12 protein-coding genes and 3 pseudogenes are annotated in these 16,860 nt (G+C 61.0%); 6 read left to right on the forward strand and 9 right to left on the reverse strand.

Annotated elements, in window-relative coordinates; all coding sequences use genetic code 11:
• The coding region (locus HLUSI_RS0117570) for a LysR family transcriptional regulator (RefSeq protein WP_016835204.1) at window positions 1-508 on the reverse strand (508 nt) is incomplete at its 3' end.
• 123 nt (window positions 509-631) lie between these two features.
• On the opposite strand from HLUSI_RS0117570, the pseudogene HLUSI_RS33705 reads away from it, so the two are divergent.
• The 4 genes and pseudogenes from HLUSI_RS33705 to HLUSI_RS0117585 form a co-directional block, all read left to right on the forward strand.
• Window positions 632-781: pseudogene (locus HLUSI_RS33705) on the forward strand (zinc-binding alcohol dehydrogenase family protein); the annotation flags it as partial.
• Window positions 782-908: 127 nt separating this feature from the next.
• Window positions 909-1,934, forward strand: coding sequence for a zinc-binding alcohol dehydrogenase family protein (locus HLUSI_RS0117575; RefSeq protein ID WP_016835205.1), 1,026 nt, complete (start codon window positions 909-911; stop codon window positions 1,932-1,934).
• A 176-nt stretch (window positions 1,935-2,110) separates the two neighbouring features.
• Window positions 2,111-6,125: pseudogene (gene purL / locus HLUSI_RS29320) on the forward strand (phosphoribosylformylglycinamidine synthase).
• A 72-nt stretch (window positions 6,126-6,197) separates the two neighbouring features.
• Window positions 6,198-6,557, forward strand: a pseudogene (locus tag HLUSI_RS0117585) (phosphoribosylformylglycinamidine synthase subunit PurQ); the annotation flags it as partial.
• A 180-nt stretch (window positions 6,558-6,737) separates the two neighbouring features.
• Here HLUSI_RS0117585 and HLUSI_RS0117590 read toward each other — a convergent pair.
• From HLUSI_RS0117590 to HLUSI_RS0117615, 6 genes are all read right to left on the reverse strand, one after another.
• Window positions 6,738-7,856, reverse strand: a complete 1,119-nt coding sequence (locus HLUSI_RS0117590; RefSeq protein WP_016835206.1) for a porin — start codon at window positions 7,854-7,856, stop codon at window positions 6,738-6,740.
• A 441-nt stretch (window positions 7,857-8,297) separates the two neighbouring features.
• Window positions 8,298-9,074 (reverse strand): peptidylprolyl isomerase, encoded by a 777-nt coding sequence (locus HLUSI_RS0117595; RefSeq protein ID WP_029363702.1) that lies wholly within the window; start codon window positions 9,072-9,074, stop codon window positions 8,298-8,300.
• Between the two features lie 86 nt (window positions 9,075-9,160).
• Window positions 9,161-9,436 carry a BolA family protein gene (locus HLUSI_RS0117600; protein WP_016835208.1) on the reverse strand — a complete coding sequence of 92 codons (276 nt, stop codon included), beginning with the start codon at window positions 9,434-9,436 and terminating at the stop codon, window positions 9,161-9,163.
• Complete coding sequence (locus tag HLUSI_RS0117605) at window positions 9,433-10,053, reverse strand: septation protein A (protein WP_016835209.1); 621 nt, start codon at window positions 10,051-10,053, stop codon at window positions 9,433-9,435. Before HLUSI_RS0117605 ends, HLUSI_RS0117600 begins: the two co-directional genes overlap by 4 nt.
• Window positions 10,054-10,116: 63 nt before the next feature.
• Window positions 10,117-10,515 carry a peptide-methionine (R)-S-oxide reductase MsrB gene (gene msrB / locus HLUSI_RS0117610; RefSeq protein ID WP_016835210.1) on the reverse strand — a complete coding sequence of 133 codons (399 nt, stop codon included), beginning with the start codon at window positions 10,513-10,515 and terminating at the stop codon, window positions 10,117-10,119.
• Between the two features lie 73 nt (window positions 10,516-10,588).
• Window positions 10,589-12,085, reverse strand: coding sequence for a protein adenylyltransferase SelO (locus tag HLUSI_RS0117615; protein ID WP_016835211.1), 1,497 nt, complete (start codon window positions 12,083-12,085; stop codon window positions 10,589-10,591).
• Between the two features lie 161 nt (window positions 12,086-12,246).
• Here HLUSI_RS0117615 and HLUSI_RS0117620 point away from each other — a divergent pair, with 161 nt between their 5' ends.
• The gene (locus HLUSI_RS0117620; protein WP_157137898.1) at window positions 12,247-12,768 is read left to right on the forward strand and encodes a hypothetical protein; all 522 of its coding nucleotides are present in this window, start codon (window positions 12,247-12,249) and stop codon (window positions 12,766-12,768) included.
• A gap of 112 nt (window positions 12,769-12,880) precedes the next feature.
• Window positions 12,881-14,653 carry a phospholipase D-like domain-containing protein gene (locus tag HLUSI_RS0117625; RefSeq protein ID WP_016835213.1) on the forward strand — a complete coding sequence of 591 codons (1,773 nt, stop codon included), beginning with the start codon at window positions 12,881-12,883 and terminating at the stop codon, window positions 14,651-14,653.
• A gap of 62 nt (window positions 14,654-14,715) precedes the next feature.
• Here HLUSI_RS0117625 and HLUSI_RS0117630 read toward each other — a convergent pair whose 3' ends face one another.
• Window positions 14,716-16,032 carry an MFS transporter gene (locus HLUSI_RS0117630; protein WP_016835214.1) on the reverse strand — a complete coding sequence of 439 codons (1,317 nt, stop codon included), beginning with the start codon at window positions 16,030-16,032 and terminating at the stop codon, window positions 14,716-14,718.
• 203 nt (window positions 16,033-16,235) lie between these two features.
• A partial coding sequence (locus HLUSI_RS0117635) for an SDR family oxidoreductase (protein ID WP_016835215.1) occupies window positions 16,236-16,860 on the reverse strand: 625 nt, incomplete at its 5' end.

Raw genomic sequence — 16,860 nt, forward strand, 5'->3', positions numbered from 1 at the left:
CGCGGCGATTGAGGTAGTCCGGCGATGCCACCAGCACGCGTCGGCCGGTCGCCAGTTGCTGCGAGACCAGCGACGAGTCCGCCAACTTTCCCGAACGGATGGCGACGTCGACGGCGTCGCGAAACAGGTCCGCGATCCGGTCCGAAAACTGCATCGTGAACTTGACCGCCGGATGCAGCGCCTGGAATTCGTTAAGCCACGGGAACAGCACGTTGCGGCCGATGTCGGACGGCATTGACAGTCGGATATGCCCCTGGATTGCATCCTTGCCGCTACTGAGCAGGGTCTCGCCTTCCTGCAGCAGTGCCAGTGCGTCGCGACAGTATTCCAGGAAAATTTCCCCTTCCGGCGTGAGCCGCATGCTGCGCGTGGAGCGCGCAAACAGGCGCGTATTGAGGCGCTGTTCGACGCGCTTCAGGCTGGCGCTGGCGGTGGCCGGCAGGATGCCGAGGAGGCGCGCGGCCTGCGACAGGCTGCCGGTGTCGGCGGTATGGATCAGCAATTGCAAGTCGGTGGTCGCGAATTAAATTTGTAAGTAATTCAATTTTAAGTCTATTTATCTGTTTTTACGATGCTGTGATAATGCCTCATCTCCCGGACATTGCCGGGTGCTTGATAAAGGAGAAACACCATGAAAGCCGTCGCCCTGAAGCGTTACCTGCCCATTGCCAATCCCGAATCCCTGCTCGACGTCGACTTGCCGCGCCCGGCGCCGCAAGGCCGCGACCTGCTGGTGGCGGTCAAGGCAATTGCCGTCAATCCGGTCGACACCAAGGTGCGCGGGTTTTTTTTTTGCCGCGTTAAATTTGTAAGTAATTCAATTTTAAGTCTATTTATCTGTTTTTACGATGCTGTGATAATGCCTCATCTCCCGGACATTGCCGGGTGCTTGATAAAGGAGAAACACCATGAAAGCCGTCGCCCTGAAGCGTTACCTGCCCATTGCCAATCCCGAATCCCTGCTCGACGTCGACTTGCCGCGCCCGGCGCCGCAAGGCCGCGACCTGCTGGTGGCGGTCAAGGCAATTGCCGTCAATCCGGTCGACACCAAGGTGCGCGCACCCAAGGACAAGGTCGAAGACACGCCGCGGGTACTCGGCTGGGACGCCGCCGGCGTGGTTGAGGCGATCGGCGCCGACGTCACCGGCTTCAAGGTCGGCGACCAGGTGTTCTACGCCGGCGACATCACGCGTCCGGGCAGCAACAGCGAGTTCCAGCTGGTTGACGAACGCATCGTCGGCCACGCGCCGGCATCGTTGTCGGTGGAACAGGCTGCGGCCCTGCCGCTGACCGCCATCACGGCCTGGGAAGCCTTGTTCGAGCGCCTGCGCGTTCCTCGCAAGGCCGAAGCCGCTTCCGGCAAGGCGCCCAGCATCCTCATCATCGGCGGCGCCGGCGGCGTCGGTTCGATCGCGATCCAGCTCGCGGCCAAGGTGGCCGGCCTGAACGTGATCGCCACGGCCTCGCGTCCGGAATCGGAAAAATGGGTGCGCGAACTGGGCGCGCAGCAGGTGATCAACCATTTCGGCGACATCCCGGCCCAGCTCAAGGGCATCGGTTTCGAGCAGGTCGACCACGTGCTGATCCTGAACGACACCGACAAGCATTTCCCGGCGGCGGCGCAGGTCATTGCACCGCAAGGCACGATCGCCACCATCGTCGAGAACAGCGCGCCGCTGGATGTGTCGTTGCTGAAAGCCAAGAGCGCCGGTTTCGTGTGGGAATTCATGTTCACGCGGTCGATGTTCCAGACCCCGGACATGGGCGAGCAGGGCAAGTTGCTCAATGAAATCGCCGCCCTGATCGACCGGGGCGTGCTCCGCACCACGCTCAGCAAGGTGTTGTCGCCGATCAATGCCGCCAACCTGCGCCAGGCGCATGCCGACCTGGAAGGCGGGCGCGTGATCGGCAAGATCGTGTTGAAAGACTTTTAAGCTTTTGATCGCATGATGCTGCCATTCCGGATTGCTTTCCTGCCGGAATGGCGGTTTTCATGGGCTGGAACAGGGTGGGCAAGGTATAATGCTGCTTTTCGTATTTCCCAGTGCAAACGCTGCACCACGGGACTCAGATACGACTCGATTCCACCGCCAAATCCTGACTTCCTGCCATGCTGATTCTGCCGGGCTCCAATGCCCTTTCCGCCTTCCGCACCCAACGTCTCCTGTCCCAACTGCAAGCTGTCGACGCCGCCATTACGGGCGTGACCGGACGCTTCATCCATTTCATCGACGCCGTCGGTGAATTGTCGCAGCAAGACCAGGACCGCCTCGACGGTTTGCTGACCTACGGCGAGCCGTTCAGCGGCGCGGCCGAAGGTGACGAATTCGTGGTGATCCCGCGCTTCGGGACGATTTCGCCGTGGGCCAGCAAGGCCACCGACATCGCCCGCAACTGCGGCATGGCCAACATCCATCGCATCGAGCGCGGCATCGCCTATCACGTGCAGGTCAAGAGCGGCCTGCTGGGCGGCGCCAAGAAGCTCGGCGAGGCCAGCGTCGCGGCAGTCGCCGCGCTGCTGCACGACCGCATGACCGACATGGTCCTGCGCACGCCGCAGGAAGCGGCCGGCCTGTTCAGCGAGCTGCAAGCCAAGCCGCTGGAATTCATCGACCTGCTGGCCGGCGGCAAGTCCGCGCTGGAACGCGCCAACACCGAACTCGGCCTGGCGCTGTCCGACGATGAGATCGACTACCTGGTCGAGGCCTTCACCCGCGCCCAGCGCAATCCGACCGACGTCGAACTGATGATGTTCGCGCAGGCCAACAGCGAACACTGCCGCCACAAGATTTTCAACGCCGACTGGACCATCGACGGCGAGAAGCAAAGCAAGTCGCTGTTCGGCATGATCCGCAACACGCACGAGCTGCATCCCGAAGGCACCGTGGTCGCGTACAGCGACAATTCCTCGGTCATCGAAGGCGCAACAATTTCGCGCTTCTACCAGCGCGGCGCGGCCAAGGGCAACGTCTACGAAGCATCGGACGAACTGACCCACATCCTGATGAAGGTCGAGACGCACAACCACCCGACCGCCATTTCCCCGTTCCCGGGCGCTTCCACCGGCGCCGGCGGCGAGATCCGCGACGAAGGTGCGACCGGCCGCGGCTCCAAGCCCAAGGCCGGCCTGACCGGCTTTACCGTCTCCAACCTGATGGTCACCCACGCCGTGCAACCTTGGGAAAACGCCCGCGACGTGGCCCAGCCGGTCGCCGAGCGCGACGCCCACGCCCAGGGCGGCATCTACGGCAAGCCAGATCGCATCGCTTCGCCGCTGCAAATCATGATCGATGGTCCGCTCGGCGGCGCGGCGTTCAACAACGAATTCGGCCGTCCCAATCTGGGCGGCTACTTCCGCACCTATGAACAAAACGTCGGCGGCAACGTGCAGGGCTATCACAAGCCCATCATGATCGCCGGCGGCATCGGCAGCATCAACGCCAAGCACACCAGGAAAAACGACCTGCCGGTCGGCAGCCTGCTGATCCAGCTGGGCGGTCCCGGCATGCGCATCGGCATGGGCGGCAGCGCCGCGTCGTCGATGGCGACCGGCGCCAATACCGCCGATCTGGACTTCGACTCGGTGCAACGCGGCAATCCCGAAATGGAACGCCGTGCGCAGGAAGTCATCAATGCCTGCTGGACCATGGGCGACGACAATCCCATCCTGTCGATCCATGACGTCGGCGCCGGCGGCCTGTCGAATGCTTTCCCGGAAATCACCAACGACGCCAAGCGCGGTGCGATTTTCGACCTGCGCAAGATTCCGCTGGAAGAGAGCGGCCTGGCGCCGAAAGAAATCTGGAGCAACGAATCCCAGGAACGCTATGTGCTGGCGATCGCGCCCGAGCAACTACCGCTGTTCCGCTACCTGTGCGAGCGCGAGCGTTGCCTGTTCGCCGTGGTCGGCACCGCGACGGAAGAGCGCCAGCTCAAGCTGGTCGACCCCGAACAGAACAACAATCCGGTCGACATGCCGATGGATGTGTTGCTGGGCAAGCCGCCCAAGATGCATCGCGACGTCCAGCACGTTGCCGTGGAATTGCCGCCGGTCGATCTGACCGGCATGGACCTGGTCGAAGTCTCGCACCGCGTGCTGCGTCTGCCGACCGTGGCCGACAAATCCTTCCTGATCACCATCGGCGACCGCAGCGTCGGCGCCATGACCGTGCGCGACCAGATGGTCGGTCCATGGCAGGTTCCTGTTGCTGACTGCGCCGTCACCGCCATGAGCCTGGAAGGCTATCTGGGCGAAGCGATGGCGATGGGCGAGCGCACGCCGCTGGCGGTGATCAACGCCGCTGCATCCGGCCGCATGGCCGTGGGCGAAGCGATCACCAACATCGCCGCTGCGGCAATTGAAAAGATTTCCGACATCAAGCTGTCGGCCAACTGGATGGCGGCCTGCGGCCAGCCCGGCCAGGACGCCGCACTGTTCGACACCGTCAAGGCCATCGGCATGGAATTGTGCCCGGCGCTGGGCGTGTCGATCCCGGTCGGCAAGGATTCGCTGTCGATGCGCACTACCTGGAAGGACGACGGCGCCGCCAAGTCCGTGACGTCGCCGGTGTCGCTGATCGTGTCGTCGTTCGCGCCGGTGCAGGATGTGCGTCGCACGCTGACGCCGCAGATCCGCACCGACCTGGGCGACACCGTGCTGATCGCCATCGACCTCGGCCGCGGCAAGAACCGCATGGGCGCCTCGGCGCTGACGCAGGTCATGCAGCAGATCGGCAATGAAACGCCGGACGTCGACAGCGCCGAAGACCTCAAGGGCTTCTTCGCCGCGATCCAGCAACTGAACAAAGAAGGTCAATTGCTGGCCTACCATGACCGTTCGGACGGCGGCCTGTTCGCCACGCTGACGGAAATGGCCTTCGCCGGCCGCAGCGGCCTGTCGATCAACCTCGACATCCTGGCCATGGAGAGCGAACATGCTGCGGACTGGGGCGACTCCAAGAACTGGACGTCGCAGGTCGGCGAACGTCGCAACGAGCTGACCTTGCGCGCGCTGTTCAACGAAGAACTGGGCGCCGTGATCCAGGTGCGCGCCGAGCAGAAGTCGGAAGTCATGAACGTGCTGCGCGCCTTCAACCTGGGCGCCTGCAGCCACATCATCGGCAAGCCGAACAACCGCGACGTGATCGAATTCATGCGTGACGCCAAGAACATCTACAGCCAGCCGCGCAGCGCGCTGCATCGCCTGTGGAGCGAAACCAGCTGGCGCATCGCGCGCCTGCGCGACAATCCGGCCTGTGCCGATGCCGAATACGAGCGTCTGCTGGACGCAGCCGATCCCGGCATCACCCCGAAGCTGACCTTCGACCCGCAGGAAGACATCGCGGCGCCGTTCCTCAACATCGGCGCGCGTCCGCGCGTGGCGATCCTGCGCGAGCAGGGCGTCAATTCGCATATCGAAACCGCCTACGTGATGCACAAGTCCGGCTTTGAATCGGTCGACGTGCACATGAGCGACCTGATCGCCGGTCGCGCAAAACTGGATGCTTTCAAGGGCCTGATCGCGGTCGGTGGTTTCTCCTACGGCGACGTGCTCGGTGCGGGCGAAGGCTGGGCCAAGACCATTCTGTTCAACGCCCAACTGGCCGAGCAGTTCTCGCAATTCTTCCAGCGCCAGGACACCTTCTCGCTGGGCATCTGCAACGGCTGCCAGATGATGAGCAACCTGAAGTCCATCATCCCGGGCGCGCAAGACTGGCCGAAGTTCACCCGCAACAAGTCGGAACAATTCGAAGCGCGCGATGGTGGAAGTGCAGGAGTCGCCGTCGATCTTCCTGCAAGGCATGGCCGGCACGCAAACGCCCATCGCGGTTGCGCACGGCGAGGGATTTGCCGACTTCTCGCTGACCGGCGACGTCAACAAGGCGTTGGTGGCGATGCGTTTCGTCGACAACAAGGGCGCAGTGACCGAATCCTATCCGTACAATCCGAACGGCTCGCCGCAAGGCATTACCTCGGTGACCACGCCGGACGGCCGTTTCAACGTGCTGATGCCGCATGCCGAGCGGGTGTTCCGCACGGTGACGCAGTCGTGGCATCCGGATGCGTGGGGCGAGGATTCGCCATGGATGCGCATGTTCCGCAATGCGCGCAAGTGGGTGGGCTGACGTAGGCTGACAGCCCCGGCTGCAAAAAATCGAAGGCAATAAAAAAGCGCAGTTCCGAAAGGAACTAGTTAGGAAGTGCAGGAGTCGCCGTCGATCTTCCTGCAAGGCATGGCCGGCACGCAAACGCCCATCGCGGTTGCGCACGGCGAGGGATTTGCCGACTTCTCGCTGACCGGCGACGTCAACAAGGCGTTGGTGGCGATGCGTTTCGTCGACAACAAGGGCGCAGTGACCGAATCCTATCCGTACAATCCGAACGGCTCGCCGCAAGGCATTACCTCGGTGACCACGCCGGACGGCCGTTTCAACGTGCTGATGCCGCATGCCGAGCGGGTGTTCCGCACGGTGACGCAGTCGTGGCATCCGGATGCGTGGGGCGAGGATTCGCCATGGATGCGCATGTTCCGTAATGCCCGCAAGTGGGTGGGTTGATCCTGCGCCGGTAGCTTGCGTGGTGCGATGCTTGCCCGGTTCGCCGGGCGATCATCGCGGCAAACATTCATGCATTCATGCGAAAAAAAACGCAGTTCCGAATAGGAACTGCGTTTTTTGTTTCTGAATGCCTTAACAGCAGAGACACGCTCCCGGAAGAGCGCGCCTCATTCAGGCAGATCAGAAGATGTGACGGATGCCCACGCCGACGGTGGTCAGGCTGTTCTTGCCCGATGCCGAGTTGGTCAGTTCATACACGGCCGCGTCCCTGGCCTTGTTGTAGTCGATCGTGGTGTACAGCTGGGTACGCTTGGACAGCGCATAGTCGGCCCAACCGACCACGGCGTAACGCTTGCCGTCGCCAACATTGCCCAAGGTGGTGTACGACACGTTCTTGCTCTTGTCGTAGTAGAACGCGCCCGTCAGGGTCAGGGCGCTGGTGGCCTTGTAGCTGCTGCCCAGGAAGAAGCCATTGTCCTTGCGCTGGTTGCCTGGAGTCGCTGGGACAGTGGTGGCGGTGGTCCAGCCGGTGCTGATATCGCTGTCGGCAGCCATGTAGGCGCCGGTCAGGCCGGTTTGATCCTTGATGTTGAACCAGCCGCCGAACACCTTGGCTGGGCCGAAGTCATAGGACGCCGACAGGTTCCAGACCTTGTCCTTGTAGCTGGAATTGCTGGCGCTCACGGTTTGCTGGTAGCCGCCGCCGATCGCGAAGCCGCCGACGGTATAGCGCAGGGCGCTGCTGAACTGGCTGCCCGTGCGCAGCGAACCGGCCTGTTCGCCGAAGGCCCAACTGACAGAAGCCGACAGCGGACCGAAGTCGTTGTCATAGCGCAGCATGTTGGGGGTGCGAATCAAGGTGCCGGCGGCCGGCAGCCAGGAGTTGCTTGCATAGTTGCCGACGGTCAGCGGATCGAAATGATCGGCCAGCAGATCGAACAGCGGGGTGTTCTGACGACCCACACGGATCTTGCCCAAACCGCCTTGCAGGCCAACCCACGATTGACGACCGAACAGTGAGCCGCCTTGCAGCATCGCGCCGTTATCGCTGCTGAAGCCGTTTTCCAGCTGGAACATGGCTTTCAGGCCGCCGCCCAGATCTTCGGTACCCTTGAAGCCGATACGGCTGTTGGCGATCGCGCCGTTATCCACACGGACGTTGCCGTTGCCTTGGGCATTGGCGTTGCTGAGGTAGTGGATGCTGGTGTCGACGATACCGTAGATGGTGACGTTGGACTGTGCGAACGCGCTGGTGCAGGTCAGACCTGCGATAGCCAGGGCCAGGTAAGTTTTTTTCATCTATATCTCCTGAACTTGCATTTGTCATGGATGACAGGGCGCATGACGGTATCGTGTACCGGCCTGCCTCCTGCCGTTCATCGTCGCGCTTGCTTTTGAATGTTGGTGCGCGGCGTCGCCCGATAGGGCAAGGCGCAAGAATATCAGGACGTTTTTCGACTGAAAAAGGAAATCGGCGGCAATGGCGATTTTTGTCGTTTTTCGGTAAATGCGTAAATAATTTCCTCATCCTTATTGACTGAAATGCGCGTTTCACGCACGAAAGCTAAATTTTTTTGGTTTTTTACGCATGAGGCATCATTTTTTGTAGAAATCAAAAAACAAGGCCGTAAAATTAAAAAAACGCCCAAACCGTTTCCGGCAGGGCGTTTTTTAGATTCGCGGAACGCTTGTGCGTGCCGCGAGATGATACGGGGGTACTACTGAGTCTTACTGAACCTTTTACTGAACTTTGGCTTTCTTGCGCAGTTCTTCCTGATAAGCCTGCAGCTTCTTCTGTTGCAGCGCTTCAGCGATTTGCGGCTTCACTTCTTCCAGGGTCGGGACCTTGGCCGGACGGGTGTCTTCCAGCTTGATCACGTGATAGCCGAATTGGGTTTTCACCGGTGTTTCGGTGATGTCACCCTTCTTCAGTGCAACCATGGCATCGGAGAACGGCTTCACGAACGAAGCAGGCGTGGCCCAGTCCAGATCGCCGCCGTTGGCTGCGGAACCGGTGTCCTTCGATTGCTTGGCCAGGTCTTCAAACTTGGTGCCGGCCTTCAGCTTGGCGATGATTGCCTTGGCGTCTTCTTCCTTGTCGACCAGGATGTGGCGAGCGTGGTATTCCTTGTCGCCGGCTTGCGCCTTGAACTTGTCGTACTCAGCCTTGATGTCGGCGTCAGCAACCGGGTGCTTCTTCAGGTAGTCGCCGATCAGGGCGCGGATGACGATGCCCTGGCGCGCCAGTTCGAGCTGGTTCTTGACGTCGGCGTTGTTGCTCAGGCCTTGCTTGTCGGCTTCCTGCATCAGGATTTCGCGGTTGATCAGCTCTTCCTTGACGGCGCCGCGCAGTTGCGGGCTGTCAGGCTGACCTTGTGCCGTCATTTGCTTGACCATGACGTCGGCGCGCGACGACGGGATGGACTTGCCGTTTACGACGGCGAGGTTTTGCGCCATGACTGGCAGAGCAGCGGCTGCAAACAGCAGCACCAGCAAACGAGCAGGTTTGAATGTCATTATCGAATCCTAAAAAATGGAGGTAATAAGGTAACTAATAGCTAACAAGCCGGGAAGTATGAGAGATAAGAGGGGGGATAGTCTTGTTAGTTCGCTATTTCTGATGGGGCGATAGCCGTGATGGCCAGTGCGTGTATATCCTTGTGCATCATGTCAGCCAGGCAATCATACACCAGCCGATGCCGAATTAAACGATTTTTCCCCTCAAAAGCGGCTGAAATCAGGCGTACGCGATAGTGCCCGCCACCCGACGCAGCGCCCGCATGGCCGGCATGCAGGGCCGATTCGTCTTCCACCAGACACTCGCTCGGCGTGAATGCGGCGAGCAGCCGTTCGCGGATGATATCCGGTCGTGCGCTCATTCGGCGTCCTTCATGTATTTCGACAGAAACAGGCTCTGCGCGATGATGAAAGCGAACATCAGGCCCATCGTGCCGAACATCTTGAAGTTGACCCAGACGTCGAGCGTGTAGTTGAACGCCACATACAAGTTGAGCAGGCCCATCGCAACGAAGAACACCGACCATGCCAGGTTCAGTTTGCTCCATACCGGTTCGGGCAGGGACACTTGTTTTTCCATCATCGTGCGGATCAGATTTTTCTTGAAGAAAAGTTGGCTGGCCAACAAGGCGACGGCGAAGCACCAGTACAAAATGGTCGGCTTCCACTTGATGAAGGTATCGTCGCGGAAGTAGATGGTGGCGCCGCCAAACACCACGATGATGGCCAAGGAGACCCACAGCATGCCGTCGACTTTCTTGCGGCGCGCCAGCAGATAACCGATCTGCGCCAGCGAGGCGACGATGGCGACCGCCGTGGCGAGCAGGATCGGCGCCAGCGTGGCCGTGACCGCACCGCCGGACATCACGCCCGACAGGTATTGCGACACCAGGCCCTGGGCGGCGTCGGCATGGCCTTCACCCCATTTGAATACGCCGAAAAAGAGGATGACGGGAAAGAGGTCGAACAAGAACTTCATTTGCTTGGGTCTTTTTAAAAGGTGGAGAGCGGAGAGCGCAGGACGGTACAGACCCGCAGCTTATCAGGTGGCCGGATCAAAGCGCAACGAAGCCGAATTGATGCAGTAGCGCAAGCCGGTCGGCGGCGGGCCGTCGGGGAACACGTGGCCGAGGTGCGCGTCGCAGACGTTGCACACGATTTCGGTGCGGATCATGCCATGGCTCTTGTCGACGATCTCGCGCACGTTGGCCGGATCGAGCGCCTTGAAATAGCTGGGCCATCCGCAACCCGAATCGAACTTGGTGTCGGAGGCGAACAAGGGCGTATTGCAGCAGACGCAGGTGTAAATGCCGGCTTCGTGATGGTCCCAGAATTTACCGGTGAATGCGCGCTCGGTGGCGGCATGGCGGGTCACCTGGTATTCCATGGCGTCCAGTTGGGCGCGCCATTCGGCATCGGTTTTTTGAACTTTGGCAGTCATGGGGTGGCTCCTTGGCAAGATGGAAAAATGGGTTGGATATGACTTGGTCGGACCAGGCCGGACGATCTTACGTTCACGAAGAGCAGCTGACTTCCAGATGGCTGGCCCAGTCCGGCGGCAGGTCGGCGTACTTGTCGTGTTCCGGCTGTTCGTCGAAAGGCCGGCGCAGGATTTCCTGCAGCTTGGCGACTTCCGAGAAGTCCTTGTTCTGCGCCTTGTCGATGGCGACTTGCGCCAGATAATTCCGTAGCACGTATTTGGGGTTGCTTGCGTCCATTGCAAGTTTCCTGGCGGCATCGACGCTGTTTTCCTGTTGCAGGCGGGCGCGGTATTGCCCGGCCCAGGCATCGAAAGAAGGTCTTTCGATGAACAGATCGCGCAATGCTTCATCGCCGCCATTGTCCCCGGCGCGCAAATCGCTCAGGCGGCGGAAGAACAAGGTGAAATCGACGTGGCCGGCCTGCAGGATGGCGAACATGGACTCGAACAATTTGTCGTCGTCGGCCTGACGTGTCGCCAGGCCGAGTTTGGCGTGCAGCAAGTCATCGTTCTTCGCGGCGAACTCGGCTTCGTATTGCCCCAGCGCGGCTTCGGTATCTTCCACGCTGCCGATCAGCGGCAACAGCGCCTGGCCGAGCGCGAAGCAGTTCCACTGGCCGATGCGCGGCTGCATCTGGTACGAATAGCGCCCCTGCTGGTCGGTGTGGTTGCAGATGTGGCGCGCATCGAAGGCTTCCATGAAACCGAAGGGGCCGTAGTCCAGCGTCAGGCCGAGGATGGACATGTTGTCGGTGTTCATCACGCCGTGCATGAAGCCGACCGCCTGCCACTGCGCCATCAGGTGCGCCGTGCGGCGCGTGACTTCAGCCAGCAGTGCGCGGTAGGGATTGTCGGCGTCGAGCAATTCGGGATAGAAATTGGCGATAACGTTGTCGGCCAGCAGTTTCAGTTCATCGTGGCGTTTGTTGTAATACCAGTGCTCGAACGAGCCGAAGCGGATGAAGCTGGGCGACATGCGCGTGACCACCGCCGTGGTTTCCAGCGTCTCGCGCCGGACTTGCAGATCCGATCCGGTCACGCACAGCGCGCGCGTGGTCGGGATGCCAAGCCCGGCCATGGCTTCGGAACACAGGAATTCGCGGATCGACGAACGCAGCACGGCGCGGCCGTCGCCCATGCGCGAGTATGGCGTCTGGCCGGCGCCCTTGAGCTGGATCTCCATGCGGCCGCCGTCGCGTGCCGGCAAGTCGCCCAGCAGGATCGCGCGGCCATCGCCAAGTTGCCCGGCCCATACGCCGAACTGGTGGCCGGAATACACGGCCGCCAAAGGTTTGGAGTGCTGCGCGATGACATTGCCGGTGAAGACGTCAATGAATCCTTCGCTGGCGGCCGTCGCCGGATCGATGCCGATCAGCGCGGCGGCGTCGGCGCTGACGCCTACCAGATAAGGTTGCGGCAACGGCGTCGGTTGCAGGCGCGTGAAAAATGCCGGCGGCAATTCCGCGAAGGCATTGGCAAAAGGCAGCGCGGCGGGATCGATATCGCCGGACGGGGTGAGGGGTGCGTTCATGAACTTGGGCCAGCACAAAAGAATTCGCCATTTTGACAGAGAAGCGGACAGGCCATCGGATGAGGCTGCAGTTTGGGCTGGAGTTCAGGGCGCACTACGTCCGGCATTTCTTCGGAGGATGTGAGACCATCCCGCCAAACCTTCACCGCGAGTCGTCCATCATGAGCACATTGTCCCGCCGCATCCGTAGTCACGTCCTGTTGCTTGCCTGCCTGGCAGGCAATGCCTGCGCCGAAGTCCCGGGCTACGCCCCGGTCAAGGCGCACGTCTGCGGCGAGTGCGCGGTCACCGTACCCGCCGAGATGACGCCTGTACGCGGCGTGGTCATTTCGCAGGGCGCATTCGGTACGCCGGTGGGCTACTGGTCGGCGGTCGATCTCGACCGGCGCAGCATGACGCGCTTCATCACCCAACTGAAAAGTCCGGCCGAAAAGCCGGCGCTGGTGCAAAGCCGCACGGTGCAGCTGAGCGAAGACGACCTGGCGCTCATCGTGCCGCTGATGAATGCGGTCTGGAGCCTGCCCGAGGCCTTGCCGCTTCAACGCACCACGGATGCCGTGTGGGCGCTTGAGCTGTTCGATGCGGGCGTGCGGCGCAAGGAGTACGGCATGGGCGCGATCCAGGCGCAGGGCGCCGAACTGAACAATATGCTGGATACGATCTGGCGCCGGCTGGCGCGCTAGGCTCTCGTCAGTCATCCGGTCATTGTCCGGTCACATCGCGGCGCTACTTTGCAGTACAGCTGTTTGTTGCTGAGAAGCGTTGCAGGTGTCCGACAACCGGATGGAGACTGGTATGCAAAATGCGGTAGCGTTTGCCGACAACGATGTTGTCTTGATTGCATGGAGCTACGGCCGCAAACTGCCCGGCTGCATGGGCTTCGCGGTGTACCGCATCGACGCCGCAGGAAAGGAGACGCCGTTGCCATCGATGGCCGTGTTTCCCGGTACTCGGCGTCTTCCGGCACAGACCACGGCGCAATTCCCGATTCAGAAATTCTATTGGAAAGATCCTTACGCGCGTCTGATCGCTGGCAAGGGCAACCGGACCTTCCGCTACAGGATCGTGCCGCTGGAAGGCAAGCCGGGAAAACTGACGCCCATGCGCGTCGGTTTCGCCATCTCCAATGAAGTCACTCTGAGCCCGCAGGTGGGGCCGGGTCTGCAGGCGTATTTCAATCGCGGGCTGATCTCGACGCAACGGGTATCGCGCGCCATGGACGGCCATCCCGACAAGGAAAGCCTGCTGAGCATGGTGACCGTGCCCGGCAACGCCATGCGCAAGAGCCTGGCCGGCGACATGATTGCCGCCTTGCTCGATTTCGTCGCGCGAGCGGGTAAGGGCGGCACGCTGTATGCGGCCTTGTACGAACTGGGCGACGACGAACTGATCTCGGCCCTGGAGAAGGTCGGCAAGAAGCTGCACCTGATCCTTTCCAATCCCAAGGCCAGCGACCAGCAAAGTGCCAGCGGCATCACGGATGGCAACGATGCGTCGCGCAAGCGGCTACGCGCGACAGCCGGCGAGCTGATTGACCGCATGGCGCCTGACAACCACATCGCCCATAACAAATTCCTGGTGTACGTGGATGCCAAGGGCAAACCGCAAGCGGTCTTGTTCGGTTCCACCAATTGGACCTCGACCGGACTCTGCACGCAGACCAACAACACCATCGCCTCCGATGACGCAGCGCTGGCAAAATGCTATTTCGACTATTGGCATCAGCTGGCCGCCGATACCGATGCTGCAGGCGGTACGGCCAAATCCCTGCAAGGAACGAAGTTGCGGACCTGGAACGCCAAATCCAGGCTGATCAAACAAGCCGACGGCTCCACCGTCACCAGCTGGTTTTCACCCAACACGCCCAAACCGCGCGGTCGCACACGCGCCGGCGAGGTACGTCCTCCCGACATGGAAGAAGTGGCGGCATTGATCGCCGATGCGCGGCATGCGGTGCTGTTCCTGGCGTTTTATCCGGGCACGCCCAGCATCGTCAATTGGGTGGCGGAAGCGCAGAAGGCCAACGACAAGCTGTTCGTGCGCGGCTGCGTGACCAATCCATCCACGGCGGCGGGCTTCCTGTACGAGTTGCAGGGCGTCGAGCCGCCCAAGCGCATGAAGGAGGATCCGCCGGGCAAACAGGATCCGCGCGTGATTTCCGCCAAGGCCTTGACCTCCGTCGTTCCCAGCGGTTGGCAAAAGGAAATTCTCTCAGCCGGTTTCGCCGTCACGCACGACAAGATTGTCGTCATCGATCCGTTCTCCGACGATTGTGTAGTGGTGACCGGCAGTCACAACCTTGGCTACAAGGCCTCGTATGACAACGATGACAACCTGGCCATCTTCAAAGGGCAGCAAGCGCTGGCGCAGGCTTATGCGACCCATGTGCTGGATATCTATGATCACTTTTCATGGCGCTGGATGGTGCAGCAGAACGGCCAGAAAGCCGCCGACACCATGCTGAGCACGACGCCGGACGAATGGCAGAGTAAATATTTCGGCGACAAGGGAGAGATTCGTTCGGCTCAGTTGCGCTTCTGGCTGGAAGCCGTACCGGCGATACGCTAGTGGTGCGGAAGAAAGGGCGAGGAGAAGCTGCGCCCGGACGAACGCCGGGCGCAGAAAAACAATTACTTGTTGACCAGCTTGGCCGGCACCGCCAGCGTCAGCAGTCCGCCCAGCAGCAATGACGCCGCCAGCACGTACATGCCGGTGTTGGTGCTTTGGGTGGCGTCTTTCAACCAGCCGACCAGGTATGGGCTGACGAAACCGGCCAGGTTGCCCAGCGAGTTGATCAGCGCGATACCGGCAGCCGCAGCAGCGCCGCTCAGGAACGCCGTCGGCAGGCTCCAGAACAAGGGCAGGGTGGTCAGGATGCCGACCGCGGCCAATGTCAGCGACGCCATCGCCAGCAACGTGTTGTGGTCGTACACGGTGCTGAACAGCAGGCCGACGCAACCCAGGAACGCCGGGATCGCAACGTGCCAGCGGCGCTCGCGATGCTGGTCGGCGCTGCGGCCGATCATGATCATCGCAACGGCGGCGACAGCGTAAGGAATCGCGGTCAGCAAGCCGATGTTCAGCGGATCCGTGACGCCGGTGGTCTTGATGATGGTCGGCAGCCAGAAGCTCACGCCGTACAGGCCCATCACGAAGCAGAAGTAAATGATCGCGCTCAGCCACACCTTGCCGTCGGCGAACATCTGGCCCAGCGAGACTTCCGCCTTCTCGGACTGTTCCTGTGCGATCTGCGATTCCAGCAGGCGCTTTTCATCTTCGCTCAGCCAGTCGGCGTCGCGGATGCGGTCCTTCAGGTAGAAGATCACGACCACGCCCAGCACCAGCGATGGGATCGCTTCGATGATGAACATCCATTGCCAGCCGGTCAGGCCGTGCACGCCCGGGAAGGCATGCATGATCCAGCCCGACAGCGGGCCGCCGATGACGCCGGAGATGGCGATGCCGGTCATGAACAGCGCCGTGATCTTGCCGCGGCGATGCGACGGATACCAGTAGGTCAGGTACAGGATCACGCCGGGGAAGAAGCCGGCTTCGGCCACGCCCAGCAGGAAGCGCATGACGTAGAACATTTCCGGCGTCGTCACGAAAATCATGGCGCCCGAAATGATGCCCCAGGTGATCATGATGCGCGCGATCCAGAGCCGCGCACCGACCTTGTGCAGGATGATGTTGCTGGGGACTTCGAAGATGAAATAGCCGATGAAGAAAATACCGGCGCCGAGGCCGTACACGGTCTCGCTGAACTTCAGGTCCTGCAGCATTTGCAGCTTGGCGAAACCGACGTTGACGCGGTCCAGGTAAGAAGCAACATAGCAGAGGAAAAGCAGCGGAAGCAGACGCCATGTGACTTTGGAAAAAGTCGCTTCTTCAAACGATACATCGGTGCCGGGCGACGCAGCGACGCCTTGTGCTGGGGTATACGACATGTCTCACTCCATACATAGTAAAAATGGATCAGTCTTGTTGTTATGAAAAGCCAGTCTCGTGGACTGGCCTTGTTAAGTACTGATTTCCGTGGTTCTTGTTTTGGTTCTTTTTTAATGCAGCGTGATTATAGACACAAATTTTGCCGATTCAACCGAAAGCGTTTCATCGCTGACAAAACGCTTACAGCCGGTCTGGTGCGTGGTTAAACGCAGCGACCGCCGTCCACTTCCAGGCAAGCGCCGGTGATGAACGACGCTTCATCCGAACCCAGGTACAGGCAGGCGTTGGCGATGTCGTCCGGCGTCGAGAAGCGGCCCAGCGGAATCGTCGCGGTGAACTTCTTGCGATTTTCCGGGGTGTCGGGCACGCCCATGAATTCGGTCAGCAGGCCGGTTGCCGAGATCACCGGATTGACGCAGTTGACGCGGATGTTGTCCGGGCCGAGTTCGGCCGCCATCGATTTGCTGGTGGTGATGACCGCGCCCTTGCTGCCGTTGTACCAGGTCAGGCCCGGACGCGGGCGGATGCCGGCGGTCGAGGCGATGTTGATGAAGGCGCCGCCGCCGACCTTGCGGAAGTAGGGCACGAAGGTCTTTGCGCTCAGGAAGATGCTCTTCACGTTGATGGCATAGACGCGTTCGAATTCGTCTTCCTCGATTTCCAGCATCGGACGGTTGCGATGCGTGGTGCCGGCGTTGTTGACGACGATATGCACGCCGCCGAAGGCGTCCAGCGCAGCGGCCAGCATCGCCGCCGTGTCGGCGCTCCGGGAGACGTCGGTCTTGATGAAACGCGCCTGGCCTCCGGCCGCGACGCCACCGTAATCC

Source organism: Herbaspirillum lusitanum P6-12 (assembly GCF_000256565.1).
Classification (GTDB): domain Bacteria; phylum Pseudomonadota; class Gammaproteobacteria; order Burkholderiales; family Burkholderiaceae_D; genus Herbaspirillum; species Herbaspirillum lusitanum.